The sequence below is a fragment of the Pseudoalteromonas sp. SCQQ13 genome (assembly GCF_015864415.1).
Taxonomy (GTDB): domain Bacteria; phylum Pseudomonadota; class Gammaproteobacteria; order Enterobacterales; family Alteromonadaceae; genus Pseudoalteromonas; species Pseudoalteromonas nigrifaciens.
Genome location: NZ_JADYXG010000004.1, coordinates 1 through 16,068, shown reverse-complemented (window position 1 = coordinate 16,068; position 16,068 = coordinate 1). Strand labels below are relative to the sequence as shown.

Annotated in this window: 13 protein-coding genes; 7 read left to right on the top strand and 6 right to left on the bottom strand. The window is 40.3% G+C overall.

Annotation, left to right across the window (positions count from 1 at the left end; translation table 11 throughout):
• Nucleotides 1-241: 241 nt before the first annotated feature.
• Nucleotides 242-1,708, top strand: a complete 1,467-nt coding sequence (dgt, locus tag I6F41_RS04530) for a dGTPase (RefSeq protein ID WP_197107772.1) — start codon at nucleotides 242-244, stop codon at nucleotides 1,706-1,708.
• A 69-nt stretch (nucleotides 1,709-1,777) separates the two neighbouring features.
• A complete protein-coding gene (locus I6F41_RS04525) occupies nucleotides 1,778-3,304 on the top strand; it encodes a cell surface protein (RefSeq protein ID WP_197107770.1) in 1,527 nt (508 codons plus the stop codon).
• A 260-nt stretch (nucleotides 3,305-3,564) separates the two neighbouring features.
• Here the strand turns inward: I6F41_RS04525 and gshA are convergent, their stop codons facing one another.
• Nucleotides 3,565-5,082 carry a glutamate--cysteine ligase gene (gene gshA / locus I6F41_RS04520; RefSeq protein WP_011329747.1) on the bottom strand — a complete coding sequence of 506 codons (1,518 nt, stop codon included), beginning with the start codon at nucleotides 5,080-5,082 and terminating at the stop codon, nucleotides 3,565-3,567.
• 588 nt (nucleotides 5,083-5,670) lie between these two features.
• On the opposite strand from gshA, the gene I6F41_RS04515 reads away from it, so the two are divergent.
• Entirely contained in the window at nucleotides 5,671-7,398 is a 1,728-nt protein-coding gene (locus I6F41_RS04515) for a potassium/proton antiporter (protein WP_182684222.1), read from the top strand.
• A gap of 91 nt (nucleotides 7,399-7,489) precedes the next feature.
• Here I6F41_RS04515 and I6F41_RS04510 read toward each other — a convergent pair whose 3' ends face one another.
• Nucleotides 7,490-8,377 carry a LysR substrate-binding domain-containing protein gene (locus tag I6F41_RS04510; protein WP_197107768.1) on the bottom strand — a complete coding sequence of 296 codons (888 nt, stop codon included), beginning with the start codon at nucleotides 8,375-8,377 and terminating at the stop codon, nucleotides 7,490-7,492.
• Nucleotides 8,378-8,520: 143 nt separating this feature from the next.
• Between I6F41_RS04510 and I6F41_RS04505 the strand changes: the two genes are divergently transcribed.
• A complete protein-coding gene (locus I6F41_RS04505; protein WP_058374694.1) occupies nucleotides 8,521-8,976 on the top strand; it encodes a DoxX family protein in 456 nt (151 codons plus the stop codon).
• A gap of 77 nt (nucleotides 8,977-9,053) precedes the next feature.
• Entirely contained in the window at nucleotides 9,054-10,004 is a 951-nt protein-coding gene (locus tag I6F41_RS04500) for a glutathione S-transferase family protein (RefSeq protein WP_197107766.1), read from the top strand.
• Between the two features lie 377 nt (nucleotides 10,005-10,381).
• Here I6F41_RS04500 and I6F41_RS04495 read toward each other — a convergent pair whose 3' ends face one another.
• The 4 genes from I6F41_RS04495 to I6F41_RS04480 form a co-directional block, all read right to left on the bottom strand.
• A complete protein-coding gene (locus I6F41_RS04495) occupies nucleotides 10,382-11,770 on the bottom strand; it encodes a HipA domain-containing protein (RefSeq protein ID WP_197107886.1) in 1,389 nt (462 codons plus the stop codon).
• Nucleotides 11,754-12,077 (bottom strand): helix-turn-helix domain-containing protein, encoded by a 324-nt coding sequence (locus I6F41_RS04490; protein ID WP_231613379.1) that lies wholly within the window; start codon nucleotides 12,075-12,077, stop codon nucleotides 11,754-11,756. The genes I6F41_RS04495 and I6F41_RS04490 overlap by 17 nt, the downstream gene beginning before the upstream one ends.
• Nucleotides 12,078-12,365: 288 nt before the next feature.
• Nucleotides 12,366-13,316 carry a nucleotidyl transferase AbiEii/AbiGii toxin family protein gene (locus I6F41_RS04485; RefSeq protein WP_041454885.1) on the bottom strand — a complete coding sequence of 317 codons (951 nt, stop codon included), beginning with the start codon at nucleotides 13,314-13,316 and terminating at the stop codon, nucleotides 12,366-12,368.
• The gene (locus tag I6F41_RS04480) at nucleotides 13,306-13,704 is read right to left on the bottom strand and encodes a DUF6088 family protein (RefSeq protein ID WP_011329741.1); all 399 of its coding nucleotides are present in this window, start codon (nucleotides 13,702-13,704) and stop codon (nucleotides 13,306-13,308) included. The genes I6F41_RS04485 and I6F41_RS04480 overlap by 11 nt, the downstream gene beginning before the upstream one ends.
• A 307-nt stretch (nucleotides 13,705-14,011) precedes the next feature.
• Between I6F41_RS04480 and I6F41_RS04475 the strand changes: the two genes are divergently transcribed.
• Both I6F41_RS04475 and I6F41_RS04470 read left to right on the top strand, forming a co-directional pair.
• Nucleotides 14,012-15,016, top strand: coding sequence for a nuclease-related domain-containing protein (locus tag I6F41_RS04475; RefSeq protein WP_197107764.1), 1,005 nt, complete (start codon nucleotides 14,012-14,014; stop codon nucleotides 15,014-15,016).
• Nucleotides 15,017-15,159: 143 nt separating this feature from the next.
• Nucleotides 15,160-15,831, top strand: coding sequence for a hypothetical protein (locus I6F41_RS04470; RefSeq protein ID WP_089369052.1), 672 nt, complete (start codon nucleotides 15,160-15,162; stop codon nucleotides 15,829-15,831).
• The last annotated feature ends 237 nt before the right edge of the window (nucleotides 15,832-16,068 follow it).

Here is a 16,068-nt window from a genome sequence, read left to right as displayed (position 1 = left end):
GCTACGCTTTTCGCGCCAGCAAGCTATGCGCCTACAAAGTAACAGCGCGAGGTAAAATCCCGCCTACCTACAATCACCGCACTTGGCTAACCTTTACCTGACATCTAAAAACCTGCTTTGTAATTCGATCTTAAAGCAATATATTAATTTAAGATACAAACTGATAGATTAAAGCAAATTAATGAAAAACATATGACGATGCGCTAAAACTATGCCTGTCATCAGCTTAAAAAAGGACAAGATGATGATCGATTTTAGTAAAAAAATAACCCCCGCACGTATGTATCGCACTACCGCTAACTTACAAATGGCACTAGAGAGCGATCGGGGCCGAATTATAAACAGCGCCGCTATTCGTCGCCTACAACAAAAAACCCAAGTGTTTCCATTAGAGCGCAACGCCGCGGTACGTTCTCGCCTTACTCACTCGTTAGAAGTACAACAAGTAGGGCGCTTTATAGTACAACGTATTTTTGCATCACTAAGTTATCAGCAACTGCAAGACTACGGACTCACCGAGCTAGAGCGGCCGTTAGAAAGCCTAGTTGAAATGGCCTGCCTAATGCACGATATAGGCAATCCGCCGTTTGGTCACTTTGGTGAAGCCGCCATAAACCATTGGTTTAATAATAATTTAGCAAGTGTAACCCCCGAGCGCTGTAAACAGCCTAACTCTGGTATTGGGGTTGTTTTTAAAAGCCTAGCACACGACATTTGCAGCTTTGAAGGCAATGCCCAAGGCATACGTATTATTCACTCATTACAATTACTTAATTTAACCTACAGCCAAAGTGCCGGTATTTTAAAATATACCCGCCCTGCCGGGCTCGATAAAAAAGAGATACCACAAAACAAAAACTATTTAATGAAAAAGGTCGGTTACTACTACAGCGAAAAAAACTTTGTAGAAGCACTGCAAACTGCGCTTGAAATTCAGCCGTATTGCCGCCACCCTGCAAGTTATATTATGGAAGCCGCCGATGATATTTCCTATTGCCTAGCCGATATAGAAGACGCCGTAGAAAAAGACATAATAAGCACCGAACTATTATGCCAAAAGCTTAAAAGTCATTATACAAAAGTACTTATAAACCTCACTATCGACGACAGCCAACATCAAGACTTTGTAAATAAAGCCGTAGACTACGCACTTGAGCGTGCCAACGCACAACCTTATAATTTTAATAGTGAATTTTTTATATACTTACGCGTAGCGCTGCTGCATCCGTTAGTTAATCATGCGGCTAAACGCTTTATTAAACACATAGAACCCATTTATCATGGCGATTTTAACCAAGCACTACTTGAGGATCGCAGCTATTTACACGCACTCACCATAACCCTTAAACAAGTGGCGCTTGAATATGTACTTTCAAACAAAGAAGTAGAAAAACTCGAACTACAAGGCTACCGCATTATTAACGGCCTGCTCGATTGCTACAAACCACTGCTATTATTAAGCAGTGACGATTTTAAACGAGCGCTCAATGGCGATTCACGCTTATTAATAGAATCGCGACTGGTTAAAAAGCTTTCTAAAAAGCACTTAAACAGCTATCAGCACGCCATAGATGCAATGCAAGAAGAGCCTGATCACTTTACCGCCTATGAGTTTTATTACCGCTGCCGGTTAATTCAAGATTATATAAGCGGCATGACCGATCAATTTGCCTACGACGAATATCGCAGCCTAATGGTAATTGAGTAGCCCACAGTAGATATATTTTAAATTAGCGCTTAAAATCAAACTATTGATGCTTAAGCGCTACTGAACTTTATGATAAAAATACTCACACGCCTGACCCTTTGTGTTGCCCTATTTTATAGCTTTAATAGCGCAGCCTATAACCAAGCTATGTGCATACTTATAAAACAAGAAATGCAGCAGCACAGTAATAACAAAACGGGCCGCAGCTACCGCAATGCCGCGCGCGACTATAATAAAAATTGCAATAAGCCGGTAGTAACACCAACTCAGTCAAAACCTAAGCCACATGCTATTGTTAATGATCCAGAGCCGCAGAAGGCACTGCCCGAGCCTATTACTGAGCCGGTTAAAGCGCCTATTGTTGAGCCTTTAAAAACACACTCTGAGACAGACAATACCGCGAGTATTAATACCGAGTTACAAGCAAGCCCTAGCCAAAAAAGCCAAGTAACAACTGATGAACCCGTTGCTAATGTAAAAAGCTCAGATATAAAAAGTACTGATATAAAAAATCCGGCAGCTAAAAGTACACAGACAAACACGACAGAAATAAGCGCAGAGCCCATCGCAGCAGCACAAAAGCCGGCAAATATAAAACCTACGCCAGTATCAAAACCAAACACCGAAAGCGCCGCCTCACTACTGCTACCTAGCTTATTATTATTGCTAATAGTACTTATTGGCGTAATGGTTTTAGTACGTATGCGCCGCTCTAAACAAAGTAATTCTGAGGTGGCAACAGTACTGCCAACGAGCCCAGCTGTTACCACACCCGCTCCTAAATCAGTAGTTAAATCGGCAGCTAAGCCAAGCCCTAGCGCCGTAAATACGCAAAATACGACAACAGCACAAATTGCGGCAGAATCTGTTTCAATGCAACAAATTGATGCCGCGCTGGCAAAACCACAAGCAAGTACTAGCGAGCCAGAAACCGTAGCTAAAACAACAAATACAACATTTAGTAATGAAAAACCCAAAACAAAAACAAAAGCAGAGCCCAATACCGCAGAGTTTGAAGCCGCGGCTAAAAACACCTTAGAGCGAATAAAAAATGCCAGCGACTTTGCCGAGCCAGAAGTACGCATGTTCGATCCCGATGCACCACTGCCTACTAAAAAGCAGCGCCAGCAACAGGTTACTCAACAAGCGCCAGCTGCAATTAATGATCAAACGCCAGCTCAAAATGCAATTGAGCCCGCCAATATCAGCCCAGAGCCAATTATTGCGCAGCAACCAACAACGAATATACACCCCCCTGTAAACAGCACCACAGAGCAAGCAACTTCATTTAATACCGAGCACGAATTTAAAGAGCCCGAAGTACGTACTTTCGATCCCGATGCACCGCTACCAGGCAGTAAAGCAAAGCCTGTAATAAAAGCAGATACAAACCAACAGCCAGAACCAGTAGCTGAGCCTAAAGAGCAAAATGTGCAAATAGACAACAGCAACCCATTTGCTAACCTATCGCTGGATGATAGCTGGGATCCAAATTCATCGGTAAAACCTAAAATAGCAGAGAAAAAACGTGAACCTAAATCTCAAGCCCTGATCGAAGCCGAGCAGCGTGCTAAAAATATGCAAACTAAAGAATAGAGTTAAAGGTTTTATACATTGGTAAGTTAAGTGTCAATATAAATTTCAAAAAGTGTATTGGCTCATTTGGGGTTTACTTTTATTGTTGTGGTTTATTAATTTCGGCCAGGGGTTGAGGCTTAATCGCACCTACAAGTAAATCCAAGTACCAAGCTTGATAGGGCGTATTGACCTTGATACGACCCTAGTGCGGTTTACTTTATCGGGGTCGTATCATCTATCTAAAAGCTAAAGCCCGACACCTAAAAGCTGCTCTTTTGCTAAACCTTACCTTCTAACTTTTGCTGCTCTGCGTGTGATGAACTTACAAGCTGTTTAAAGTAATCGCTTTGTGCTGCGCTCAGTGGCATTTTTTTCCATTGTGCAGTGAGCTCAGTGGCGCGCTGCCCTACCCAATCACTGTGATCCTGATTATTAGCGACAAGCTGCGTCAACATAAGCCCCGACGGAGTTAGCTCTGGCTGTTGTAATAATGGCTTGTAGTGTTGTATCGCCTCACTATAGCCGCTACCAGCTTGATCAAGTAACTCTGCTATAGCGTCTAGCTCTGCAAATAGCTGTTCGCTCCAAGCACTGCGACTAAGCTCACCATTAGCAGTTTCTAGCAGTAAATCAGGGCATCGCCCCTGCTCGGTCACACGGGTATGATTGCGTGCCAAGCGCTGTTGTTCTTGCTCGCCAATTTCTGGGCTATCTTGTAATAAGCAAAACAGTAAAAATGTATCTAAAAAGCGAATTTGAGTGTCATCAATACCTAGCGCCAACATGGGGTTAATATCGAGATTACGTACTTCTATGTATTCAACCCCGCGATCGTTCATAGCCTGCAGTGGTGTTTCACCCGCGTGAGTAACACGTTTTGGGCGAATATCGCTGTAGTATTCGTTTTCAATTTGTAAAATATTATCGTTTAGCTGACGTTTTTCACCATTTACCTCAACCCCTATACGAGTATAAGGTGCATGTGGCGTGTGAAGCGCTTGTGTTAAATCGCGGCTATATTCAGCTAAGTTATTGGTACTTACATTTAAACTCGCTTGGGCATCGTTTTGATAGCCAAAACCACTCATTCGCAACGAAGTTGCATAAGGCATATAAAGCGTATCGCTGCCCAAACTGGCTAACTGATGCGCGCGGCCATCAACAAACGAGCGGCTTAACGCAGGAGATGCACCAAATAAATAAAGCAATAACCAACCATAGCGACGAAAGTTACGGATCAGCGCAAAATACTGGGCAGAACGAAAATCAGCAAGCGAGTCTTGGTTACCCTGTAGAGTTTGATACCCCTGCCAAAAGCTATCCGGTAATGAAAAATTAAAATGAATACCCGCAATACTTTGCATAATACGCCCGTAGCGCATATCTAGCCCACGACGATAAGTGTGCTTCATTTGTCCTTGCACCGAGCTACCATATTGAGCAATAGGCACACTATCATTACCTTGAAGCGCACACGGCATACTTGCTGGCCATATATTTTGCGCGGTTAGTTCAGTGGCAGTATAACGGTGCAATTGTTGTAAAAAGTCGAGTGTGTCATCAATACTTTCAACTGCTGGGGTAATAAACTCCAATAACGACTCTGAGTAATCTGTAGTGATATGAGGATGAGTTAGCGCCGAGCCTAAATTATAAGGATGAGGGTTTTGTGCCAACAAACCATCTGTAGTTACTCGTAAAGCTTCCTTTTCGATACCCCTTTTAATATGCGCCAATGGTTGGATCAAATCAGCATTGGCTAACTGTGTTAGGCGTGGAGTTAGGGATAACGTCATAAAAACCTCTGTAATAATTCAGTTAATCAGGAAGTTTCCCTGATCCTTTTTACTTGTGCTGCTTTCGCGCCTTAACCTAGGCATACGATTACTGTGCTAGTAAAAATAAGTAGAGCATTATATTTCTTATGCATTAATAAATAATCCCCTCATTGTGTAAATGACTTTTACTAAGTGGTAATAGTGCCAAAGGCAAAGTGCAAATTTAAAAAGCAATCTAAAAGGTTAAAAACTAAAGCGACTAAGTTGAACCAAAACTCTCACTGTAAATATTAAACCTAAAGCGCGAGCTAAAATGACATCTAAAAATGGCCCTTTAACACCGAGCTTGGCAAGTTTTTAGCAGATTACTAATACCTGCTATTTATAACGCTGGCCCTCCCTATTTAATGAGAATAATGCTACAATATCAAAAGCTAAAAACATTTTTGTGTAAACAAACCCATGTTTATTATCGCTTATTATTTTACCTATTAAAAAATGAAAACCAGTTCATACTTAGCAGCAGAGTAACTACTATCCCATGCTCTAGTGCATAATTTACAATAACGACCTAACCCAGCCCTTAGCTATAAATGAGAATAATATATGTTTTTGATTGATCAAATAATATTGTTAGCCGCGGTATTAATTTTACTGGGTATTGTATCCAGTAAATTATCAGCTCGTCTCGGTTTGCCCGTACTGGTAATGTTTTTAATGGTCGGTATGCTCGCTGGTGAAGATGGCCCCGGAGGCATATTTTTTGACAATGCAGCAGCGGCGCACTCTTTAGGTACGCTCGCATTAGCAATGATATTATTTGATGGCGGTTTACAAACGCCCTTAAAAGCGATAAAAAAAGTCTGGAAACCCGCCTCCGTATTGGCCACCCTTGGGGTACTAATTACCAGCGCAGTAACTGGGGTTGCTGCCGCTTACATGCTTGATATTCCTTTACTACAAGGCTTATTGTTTGGCGCTATTGTAGGCTCAACCGATGCCGCGGCGGTATTTGCGCTGCTACGTAATGCCGGTATTCATTTAAACACCAAACTAAAAGCCACCCTCGAAATAGAAAGTGCCTCAAACGACCCCATGGCAATATTTTTAACCGTAGGCTTACTAGAGGTTCTGGTAAACGACATGAAGCTAGGCACAGGCCTGTTACTCATGTTTGTATCACAAATGGGCTTAGGCGCATTAGTCGGCTTAGCCGTGGGTTGGATCTCTGTTAAATTAATTAATAAAATTCAATTAGTTGCTACCGGTTTGTATCCGGTATTGGTTGCTGCGTGTGGTTTACTCTCATTTGGTATTACCGCAAACATTGGTGGTAGCGGGTTTTTAGCGGTATTTATTACCGGTGTGGTTATTGGCAACAGCCGCTTTGTGTTTCAGCGCAGTACGTTTTTATTCCACGACGGGTTAGCTTGGTTAGGTCAAATTACCATGTTCGTGGTGTTGGGCTTATTAATAAACCCAACCTCGTTATTAGATGTGTGGTTTGAGGGACTGATCATTGCATTAGTGCTTATATTTATTGCGCGCCCTTTGGCGGTTATTCCGGTGTTAGCGCTATTTGGTTTTAAAGCGCGTGAAATCACCTTAGTGTCTTGGGTTGGCCTACGCGGCTCAGTCCCTATTATTTTAGCAATATTTCCTCTTATGTTTGGCCTGCCTGGCGCCGAACTCATATTTAACGTGGTATTTTTTGTGGTGTTAATTTCAGCCACACTACAAGGCTCAACGCTTGCTTTAATGGCCCGCAAACTGAAGCTTACTTTACCACCGCCAGTGACTCCCGCAGCCACGTTAGAGATCACTGCTTTAGGCGATGTTGATGCCGATATTGTTGAATACACCATAGGCAAAATGTCACGCGCTGTTGGCCGTCGTTTATCGCAATTAGCACTACCCGATAGCACAGTAATGGCAATGATCAGCCGTAATAATAATATTATTGCCCCGCGCGGCTCTACGTTATTACAGGCAGATGATCAGCTATTTATGGTACTAAAACCGCATACCCGCGAGTTTGTTGACTGTGTTTTTTCAAGCACGATTGATCAAGATATTACCGAGCTTTCGGCAAAAGAGCTAAGAGTTAAAGGCAATACCAGTGTGGCCAGCATAGCCTATTCTTACGATATTCATATTGCTGCTGAACCAAACGATACGCTAGAGCAAGTACTAAAAACCTCGCTAAACAGCTTACCTAAGGTAGATGACTTTATTGAACTTGATGACGTAAAACTCACTATTTGTGAAATGGTTGGCGACCGTATTATTACCGTTGGTATTATAATTACCCTAGATGAGAGCCTAGACGAATAAGGGCTTACCTTAGCTTTTAAGTAGTAAATTACATTTAATACAGCTATTAGCTAACAGCCTTACACGGCTGTTAGCTTTAAAAAACGCAATGTTAAGGTTGTAGTAACAGTGAGGTAAGTCGTTGCAACCCTTTACCTTTATTAGTTATTTTCCAGGCAATAAATAGATCTTGGCAAGGTCGTTGCTCGGTTAGCTTTACCTCCACTAACTGCCCCGACACTATATACTGCTCAATTAAACGCTTGGGTAAATAACCAATACCTATACCTGCAATAATAGCCGCAATTTTTTGCGCAACAGAGCTAACAAAAAAGCGCTGGGTGCCCTCTATTATATTTGCCGACCATGGAATTTCTTGCTCTGCAGAGTCGTGTACTATCACACTGCGGTACTGAGCAAGGCTACTCATATCGAGAGGTTGCTGCTGCGTTGCTAACGGGTGCGTGCTATTTACCACAAGTACACTTTGATACTCATCTATTTTAACCGCGCGAATGCCTTTTTGGTTTGGCACTGGCGACGGTGCGCCAATAACTAAATCAACTTTGTCTTCAATCAGTACTTCCCAGCTGCCGTTCATTACCTGTTCTTGTACATCTATTTCAATATTTTCATGCTCTGCTAAAAACTGCTCTATACTGGTAAATATCGGTTTTATATCAATAATCGAGTCAAAAGCAATACGAATTTTTGGCTCCCAGCCATTCGCAATTGTTTGTGTTTGCTCCGATAATGAATTAATCGCCGTAAGCAACTTACGCCCCTCGGTCAGTAAATGTTTACCCGCAGGAGTCAACACAGCCCGACGACCCTGACGCTGAAACAAAGTAACGTTTAATTGCTCTTCTAGTTTTTGTACTATGTAGGATAGCGCCGAAGGTACTTTATTTAATTGCTCTGCGGCTGCCGCATAACTGCCACGATGCTCAATAGCGTCAAGCACCAGCAACGCTTCAATACTAATAGGAGGTGTATTCATGGTTTTTTCATCCAAATAACAACTGTTCAAATTATTTGAACATATAAAGCAAATAATAGGAGTTATTTAATTACAAAACAACAACTACAATGGCTACATACTCAATTAAACATACTTACTTAACATCAATAAGGGTAATAATTATGACTATTAAAAATATTGCTAACGTTATCACTAAAACTGAACAATCACTGGCTGCAGTACCACTGCGCGTTATTGCTGGTATTATTTTTGCCGCTCACGGTGCACAAAAATTATTTGCATGGTTTGGTGGTTACGGCTTAGAAGGCACAGGACAATGGATGGAATCAATTGGCCTAGCACCAGGGTTTTTAATGGCCTTAATGGCAGGTAGTGCAGAGTTTTTTGGTGGCTTATTTTTAATTGTTGGCCTACTAACAAGACCTGCTAGCTTTGTACTGGCTATCACTATGGTTGTGGCTATATTTACCACTCACATTGATAACGGCTTATTTATGAGCAACAACGGTTACGAATTTGGCCTAGCGCTATTAGCAATCACACTTGCTTTAGTTATCCAAGGTGGCGGTAAATTCTCACTTGATAACGTAATTAACCGTAACTTAAACAAAGCGTAATATTAGTTATTTAAAACACACACCGCATAACTATGCGGTGTGTGTTTATGCATTTACAGCAAATTAAGGAGTTAATAATGGGATTAATCGTAGACGGAAAATGGGTTGACCAATGGTACGACACTAAAAAATCTGGTGGTAAGTTTGAGCGCCAAGCAAGCCGCTTTACCCAACAAATTTCAAACGCCGCCGATAGCCAATTTAAACCCGAAGCGGGACGTTACCATTTATATGTGTCGCTAGCTTGCCCATGGGCACACCGCACCATGATAATGCGTAAATTAAAGCAACTCGAAAACGTAATTACACTTAGCGTAGTAAAGCCCGAAATGCTCGAAAATGGCTGGGAATTTGGTGAGCACGGCGATCCGCTTTATAACCTAGATTACGCCTACCAATTATATTTAAAAGCCGATGCCAATTACGAAGGCCGCGCCACTATTCCTATTTTATGGGATAAAAAAAACCATACTATAGTTAATAACGAATCATCGGACATCATGCGTATTTTAAATACCGCGTTTAACGAGCTAACCGGCAACACCGACGACTACTACCCGCAAGCACTGCGAGCAGAAATAGACAGTGTAAACGAGCGCATTTACAACACGGTAAATAACGGCGTATATAAAGCAGGCTTTGCCACCACGCAAAGTGCTTATAACAGCGCTTACCATGCATTATTCGAAAGCCTAGACTGGTTAGAGCAACGCCTAGCTACACAGCGCTACTTAGTTGGTGAGCAAATTACCGAAGCCGATTGGCGCTTATTTACTACTTTAGTGCGCTTTGACGCTGTGTATCATGGCCACTTTAAGTGTAATCAGCAAAAAATTAGTGAATACCCTAACCTATATAACTATGTCACTGAGCTGTACCAAGTACCGGGCATTAAAGACACCATTGACTTGGAATACACCAAAATACACTACTACGCCAGCCACAAAACTATTAACCCCACCGGCGTAGTACCGCTAGGGCCTAAAACACAATTTGAGCAACCGCACGATCGCGACCGCCGGTATTAATCGGGCTTAGAGCTTCGGCAAAATTATGCCGAAGCTCTAAAGTAAGTAAACAACCAGTAAAAAATTCACAAAGAGGGTATGAGGCGCTGCGCTTTAGAGAAAAAACAATCCACGGTCAGTTTCCAGTTAGTCCTCTGCTCGCTTTAATACTGCACATACAATTACTATTCGCCTCACACAATGAGGCGAATAGTATAGCTAATTGCCTCATTGTGCTAAGCCCGAAACCTTTAAATTGTAGGCGGGGGCTTACCTCGCGCCTAGGCTTTTAATTGCAAATTTGAGATATATGTCGCATTGGCGACGGCAACTAAGCGGCTATTACACAAGTAGTAAACTTTCACTCTTCTTGAATTCAAGTATTAACTAAAATCAACTCAAATAAACGCATCCATATTTGGTAATTGTATTATCTGAGCATTCAGCTCATTTGCTGCTTTATTTATTACTTTTATACATAAATCAATGTGTGCTAACTCTGTAGCAGATAGCTTATTTTTAACAGCAGCAACTTTAGCCGCATCAATAGCCTTTAATACAGACTCAACTGTTTGGCTCATAAGTAGTTGCATGCGGGGTAGCGAAATAGCAAATTCATCAGCAAAATCAGCTAACATATAAGCGGTGATTTCATTAGTAAAGTTGCCTGCGCTTTGTGAATTATACTCACCAACCGACATCGCATAATGCCTTGAAATACTAGTTAGCGGGCTACCCTTATCACGGCCAATATCTGCTTGCTCAATAATAGCCTCTATATTTACCAAGTCGTAAAACGGCGTAAGTTCCAAACCATTTTTACCAACAAAAAAACTGATATTCTTACCGTGAGCATCGTAATTACGCACTAAAATATTAAATGTCATCCAACGAATAAGCTCCGCCTGATACGCCTGCACATTCGTTGTTTTAATATTAAACAGTGTAGGAAAAGAAACACCATCTCGAATATAAATACCATCACCCTCATCGCCATGTTGACGCTCATATTTATACGAAGGAGGTAGATTAGTGGCTTGGCAACCATCAATAACATGACGACGTAATACATAGTTTTGACCCTGTGCAACACGCCTATCAAAGCGATCGATTACAAATACCCGAGTATCGCCATACGTACGCAACTCTACATGGGGAACATTAAGTCCCGACTCCTTTGCCAACAACATAGTAAAGAGTTCATTTACGGCAATGAAAGGAGCTGTGCCTGTTTCAAATTTAAAAATTTTATTGGAACATAACTCCCCTTCACCAAAACCCAATTTACCATCGATTTCGAGTAAATTGAGCTTATCTTGAACGCCAGCAACAGATAGCCGAGTTCGTCCATCCCAAAGGGTGATTGATTCACCAGCCTGTTTAAAGCGTTTAAGCTTTTGACTTAACTCATCTTTAGTTACTTCACGAAAAGATGTTTGTTTTGCAGTACTGTCACTTACTCTAAACGACAAAGCGCCTGACGTTTCCTCGCCAATTACTTTAATTAAGCCAAACGTATTGTTTTTAGAAATAGCCGTACTACTAATAATTTCTTCAAGGCCTTTACCCTCCGGCAATAAGTTTTGTAAGTAATTACGCACAGCACGAGAATCAAAATCACCGTTGAGCGGTAAGTGTGGTGAAATAGCAAAACCCTTATTAATCCACTCAGGCTCATAGCTAAATAAAATTTCATTTTCAGAGCCTATATCAAGGGTTATCGCACCTATCTTCTGTGTATGACCAATAAACACGTCTAATCTATTTTGTTTAATACCACTGCTCATCATTCACCTTTTTATTATTGTGGTGCGACGCGTCATCACTAACAAGGCTAAACGACAATCCCAAGTACTCCATCACTTTAAGCACATTAAAAAACTGCACATTAACATCACCTTTTTCTATTTTTATCAGCGTAGGCTTCGAAATGTTTAGTACTTGCGATACATCAACTAGCGTAAGCTTCATGCCTGTTCGCTTTGAAGTAATCGCTTCAGCGAGTAACACTGACGAAAATGACTTAGATAAATCAGGCATTTCAGTGTGTTTAACCACTCTTCCAAGTGTTTTTTTTTCAGGGGGGTTACTCATTAAAGGTCAACTATAGTTTACTTATATGCTTTATATTAGAATACAGCTATTAAAAGTCAAATTAAATTTACTTTTAGTTGTAATTAATCAGGCAGGAAACCATAAGTAACCTAAAGTTTACTTATGACTCATTTGAATTAGTTTTAGACCCTTAAGTAAAGTATAGATTACCGTAGGCGTTGGCTTGCTGACGCAAAAAGCGCAGCTTTTAAACTGTAGGCGGGGGCTTACCTCGCGCTTAGGCTTTTAATTGCAAATTTGAGTTATATGTCGCGTTGGCGACGGCAGCTAAAGCTTTATGTTATTTAACACTTGATTGCAATATAACTTAAATACATCAAATGCTTGCTGCCAATTAAGGCTATTATTGCCATAAACCATAGGTACTACATATTGGTTAAAGCGTTCTTCATATAATGTATTGGTTTGTAGTAAGCTTAAGCCAAACTTCAGTTCAGCAATCGGACTTTTCATAAATTCAGCGTGTTGGTTTGAGTAACGCGTTAAGTCTTCCGCAATAACTTTACTTACCAAAGACATTACGTCAGAAGCACTCGCAAGCCCAGCTTGTTGAATATAATACGTATCATAAATATGGCGTATTAATGCAGGATCATCATCTCTTATATTATCGCGCGCAAAACTTGCTGTTCGCCTCAACATAGAGACTAGCTTTTCCGCTTGTGTACTCTTAATACTCGAAAACCCCATTAGCGCAACTTCAGGAGGCTTTTGAGTGACCTCATTCATTAAAGAACATATATCTCTACTCACTACTTGATCATAAAGCAAGGTCTCTATCAGCTCTAACTTAATAAACGGCCTTAGGCATGGAACTTTTGAATGTGCTTGAGGATAACGTATATCAATTTGTTGATAACGATATTCATCATAAATAGTAGGGCGGTTTTCTACCGAAAAAGAGTTGTGCAGACTAATGGCATTAAGTAATTGAAGATGTAACTCTTTCCTAGCCTTTCTTTTTTGTGTTTTTGAAATATTAGCAAACACATCTGTAGGTATGATTTTAATATCAATGTCTTCAGACATTCGATGAGTTTTAATGCCCGACTTTGTTAATGCGGTACCACCAGAAAAAACCAATAAGTGCGTATCAAAAGACAATTCAGAAAGTAGTTTTAGTAATGCAACAACATAATAATCTTTTTCAACAATAGCAGGGTTACCCATACCAAGAGCATCGGCAACATCTAAAAACAGGTCACTATCAATTAGCATTAATAGCACTATTATTTACGACAATTTTGCGTTTAAAGCGATTATTTGTAATTATTTTCAGAGACGCTGGAATTTGCAAGCTTTCACCATTGATACTACGTTGTGAAAACTCATCAAATTTGTAGTCAACACCTAGCTTTTCAATCGCTTCTAATATAACACCATCAGCTCCCGCAGGAGATGCCGGCATTAACTTACCCGTAATGCGATTTTCTCTCGCTTTAGTGTAAAGCCCATAACCAATACGCAATAAATGACCATTATCAACCAGCTTTTTTAATACCCGGCCAACTTGGTCGTAACCAGCAATATCTGCAAAATCAGCACGATCAAAAACATAACGCTTTGAGCGGTTTATTCTTGTTGTTACTTTACTTGCTATTGTCATAATAAATACCCTCGTTTCTTGTATTAAATATAGCAAATATACGACACCTTAACAACGCAAACATACGACATTTAATAATAGATTGGGTAAGGTAGCTATCAACACTTAATTTGCTGACGCGAAAAGCCTAGCTTTTAAATTGTAGGCAAGAGTTTACCTCGCGTTTAGGCTTTTAATTGCAAGTATTAGTTATATGTCGCGTTGTCGATGACTTTAAAGCTTCCTAATCAACATTAAAGCCTTAATCGTATTGCTATTAGGTACATCAGTGATATCCTATCCACACGCATGATTGAATGGAAGCCTCATGATTTTAAAAGATAAAATACTCACCACCAGTAACTCTGCAAAAATACAAGCAGGCCAAAAACAAGAGCTCGACGTGGCATTTTATTTACGCCGTGCATTTAAAGATCACCCTCAAGTTTTTGTATTTAACGACCTCAAATTTAAACACAACGACGAAACAGCTCAAATAGACCACCTTATTGTATATACCTACGGCTTTATTCTCATCGAATCTAAAAGCATTACAGGGGAAGTAACGATTAATGAACATCAAGAATGGAGCCGAAGTTACCGTGGTAACTGGCAAGGTATGCCCTCACCAATAAAGCAAGTTGAGCTACAACTAGCAGTACTAAAAAGCCTATTACGAGCCAATGCCCCATTATTACTGCCAAAAATATTTGGTAAGCTACAACAAGGCTTTGGTGGCCGAGAATGGCAAAGTGTTTGTGCAATATCGAGCAATGCAATTATCAACAGGGATCACACCCCAAAAGCAACAGAAGAGCGGTTAGTTAAATCAGAATTCATAGCTGATAAACTACTACAAATGATGAAACTACCCGCATCGGCACCTAATGCTTTACATTTTTTATCCACTAACGTTAGACCATGGTTTAACGAAGAAAGTCTGGGCAAAATTTGCCAATTTATTTTAGAGAAAAACATATCACTTAGTTCACAAAATCATTCAAATACCACGACACAAATAAATGAACTTAAACCGCCCTATCAACAAATAGTAACGCATATTGAACCTGTTATTGAGGCACAGACCGAGCCTGAAGTAGCACTAAGCAAAGAGATAGTTTTAACGTGTAAACAGTGTAATAGCTCAGCCAGTTTACAACCACGTTCGGGGCGCTATGGTTACTTTGTAAAATGCGGTAATTGCAGTGCAAATACACCAATGAAAGCTCCTTGCCCGCAATGTTCTAACGCCCATACTAAAACAAGTAAGCGTAAGGATAGTTACTCATTAGTGTGTGGTAATTGTGATGAGACTGTGCCAATTCGGTTTTAGTTATAAAATTTATAATATAACTTAGCCATTTGAAAGTATTGATCTTATTTTCATAAAAATTTGTGTATCATAGCGCTTAATCAAAGCTTTTAGGTTTGCACTTGGTAAAAGTGCGATATTTACCCTTATATGGAAATAAATATATGTTAAAGAAACTCACTATAACTGCCGCTTTCTTATCCATTTTATCTGGTTGTACTATACAAAACTCATTCCCTGTGGAATACCATAAAAAAACAATTGAAAATGTTGAGGTTAAAAATATCGACTCTATTGGTGTAACCCAATGGAGAGATAAAAGAAACCTTGCCACTGTTAAAGATGAATTAGCAGAAAAAGCAGTTATGCGGATGGGCCCTGCAACAATCGGCATGACAAGTGATGGACAGGAATTTGTAAGAGTTGCTGACTTTATAAGAAATGCCTTTATTAATGAGCTTCAATCTTTAGGTGTAAATGCAAAAAAGATTGACATAATACCTGCATCTAGTGATGCGAAGCTATTAAGTAATATTGCAATAAATAATCAAGTAGAAATGTTAATTTCTGCAGACCTTATGAGTTTTGATGTTAACTGTCATGGTGCATGGACTTTAGACTGCAATAGAAATGTTTCTTTTTCACTTTCATTAGTAAATAAGCTAGGGGAAGAATTAATTACACGTGAATTATTTGATGCAACTATGGCCAATAATGAAGGTATGGGAGTTCTCCATAAAACATTATTAGATCAATTAACTAACGAAGTTATGCGCAGCGCTTTAAAAAAAGCTGTAATTAGAACTGTTGAAGAAATTAATAAACAATCTAAATAACTAAAGAAAAAGTCGCGTTGGTGACGGCAACCAAGGGGCGCTCTTTACCAAATTAAAGCGCCGGCCGCCCCTTGGAACCCCACAGCGCCCCGAGAATCACACAATCTCCTCAATTGTAATTAATGATATGAACGTAAACGCCGTGTATTCGCCGTCCATAGCAAAGTCACGGCTATCGCGCATTGCCTAAAGGGATTTAGGTACTTGGAATTTGTCGGGAACAAAATTCCGCCATGC

Bases quoted from the DNA above. Each gene is read 5' to 3' on its own strand.
- dgt (WP_197107772.1), top strand. From the start codon at position 242: ATGATGATCGATTTTAGTAAAAAAATAACCCCCGCACGTATGTATCGC.
- I6F41_RS04525 (WP_197107770.1), top strand. From the start codon at position 1,778: ATGATAAAAATACTCACACGCCTGACCCTTTGTGTTGCCCTATTTTAT.
- gshA (WP_011329747.1), bottom strand. From the start codon at position 5,082: ATGACGTTATCCCTAACTCCACGCCTAACACAGTTAGCCAATGCTGAT.
- I6F41_RS04515 (WP_182684222.1), top strand. From the start codon at position 5,671: ATGTTTTTGATTGATCAAATAATATTGTTAGCCGCGGTATTAATTTTA.
- I6F41_RS04510 (WP_197107768.1), bottom strand. From the start codon at position 8,377: ATGAATACACCTCCTATTAGTATTGAAGCGTTGCTGGTGCTTGACGCT.
- I6F41_RS04505 (WP_058374694.1), top strand. From the start codon at position 8,521: ATGACTATTAAAAATATTGCTAACGTTATCACTAAAACTGAACAATCA.
- I6F41_RS04500 (WP_197107766.1), top strand. From the start codon at position 9,054: ATGGGATTAATCGTAGACGGAAAATGGGTTGACCAATGGTACGACACT.
- I6F41_RS04495 (WP_197107886.1), bottom strand. From the start codon at position 11,770: ATGAGCAGTGGTATTAAACAAAATAGATTAGACGTGTTTATTGGTCAT.
- I6F41_RS04490 (WP_231613379.1), bottom strand. From the start codon at position 12,077: ATGAGTAACCCCCCTGAAAAAAAAACACTTGGAAGAGTGGTTAAACAC.
- I6F41_RS04485 (WP_041454885.1), bottom strand. From the start codon at position 13,316: ATGCTAATTGATAGTGACCTGTTTTTAGATGTTGCCGATGCTCTTGGT.
- I6F41_RS04480 (WP_011329741.1), bottom strand. From the start codon at position 13,704: ATGACAATAGCAAGTAAAGTAACAACAAGAATAAACCGCTCAAAGCGT.
- I6F41_RS04475 (WP_197107764.1), top strand. From the start codon at position 14,012: ATGATTTTAAAAGATAAAATACTCACCACCAGTAACTCTGCAAAAATA.
- I6F41_RS04470 (WP_089369052.1), top strand. From the start codon at position 15,160: ATGTTAAAGAAACTCACTATAACTGCCGCTTTCTTATCCATTTTATCT.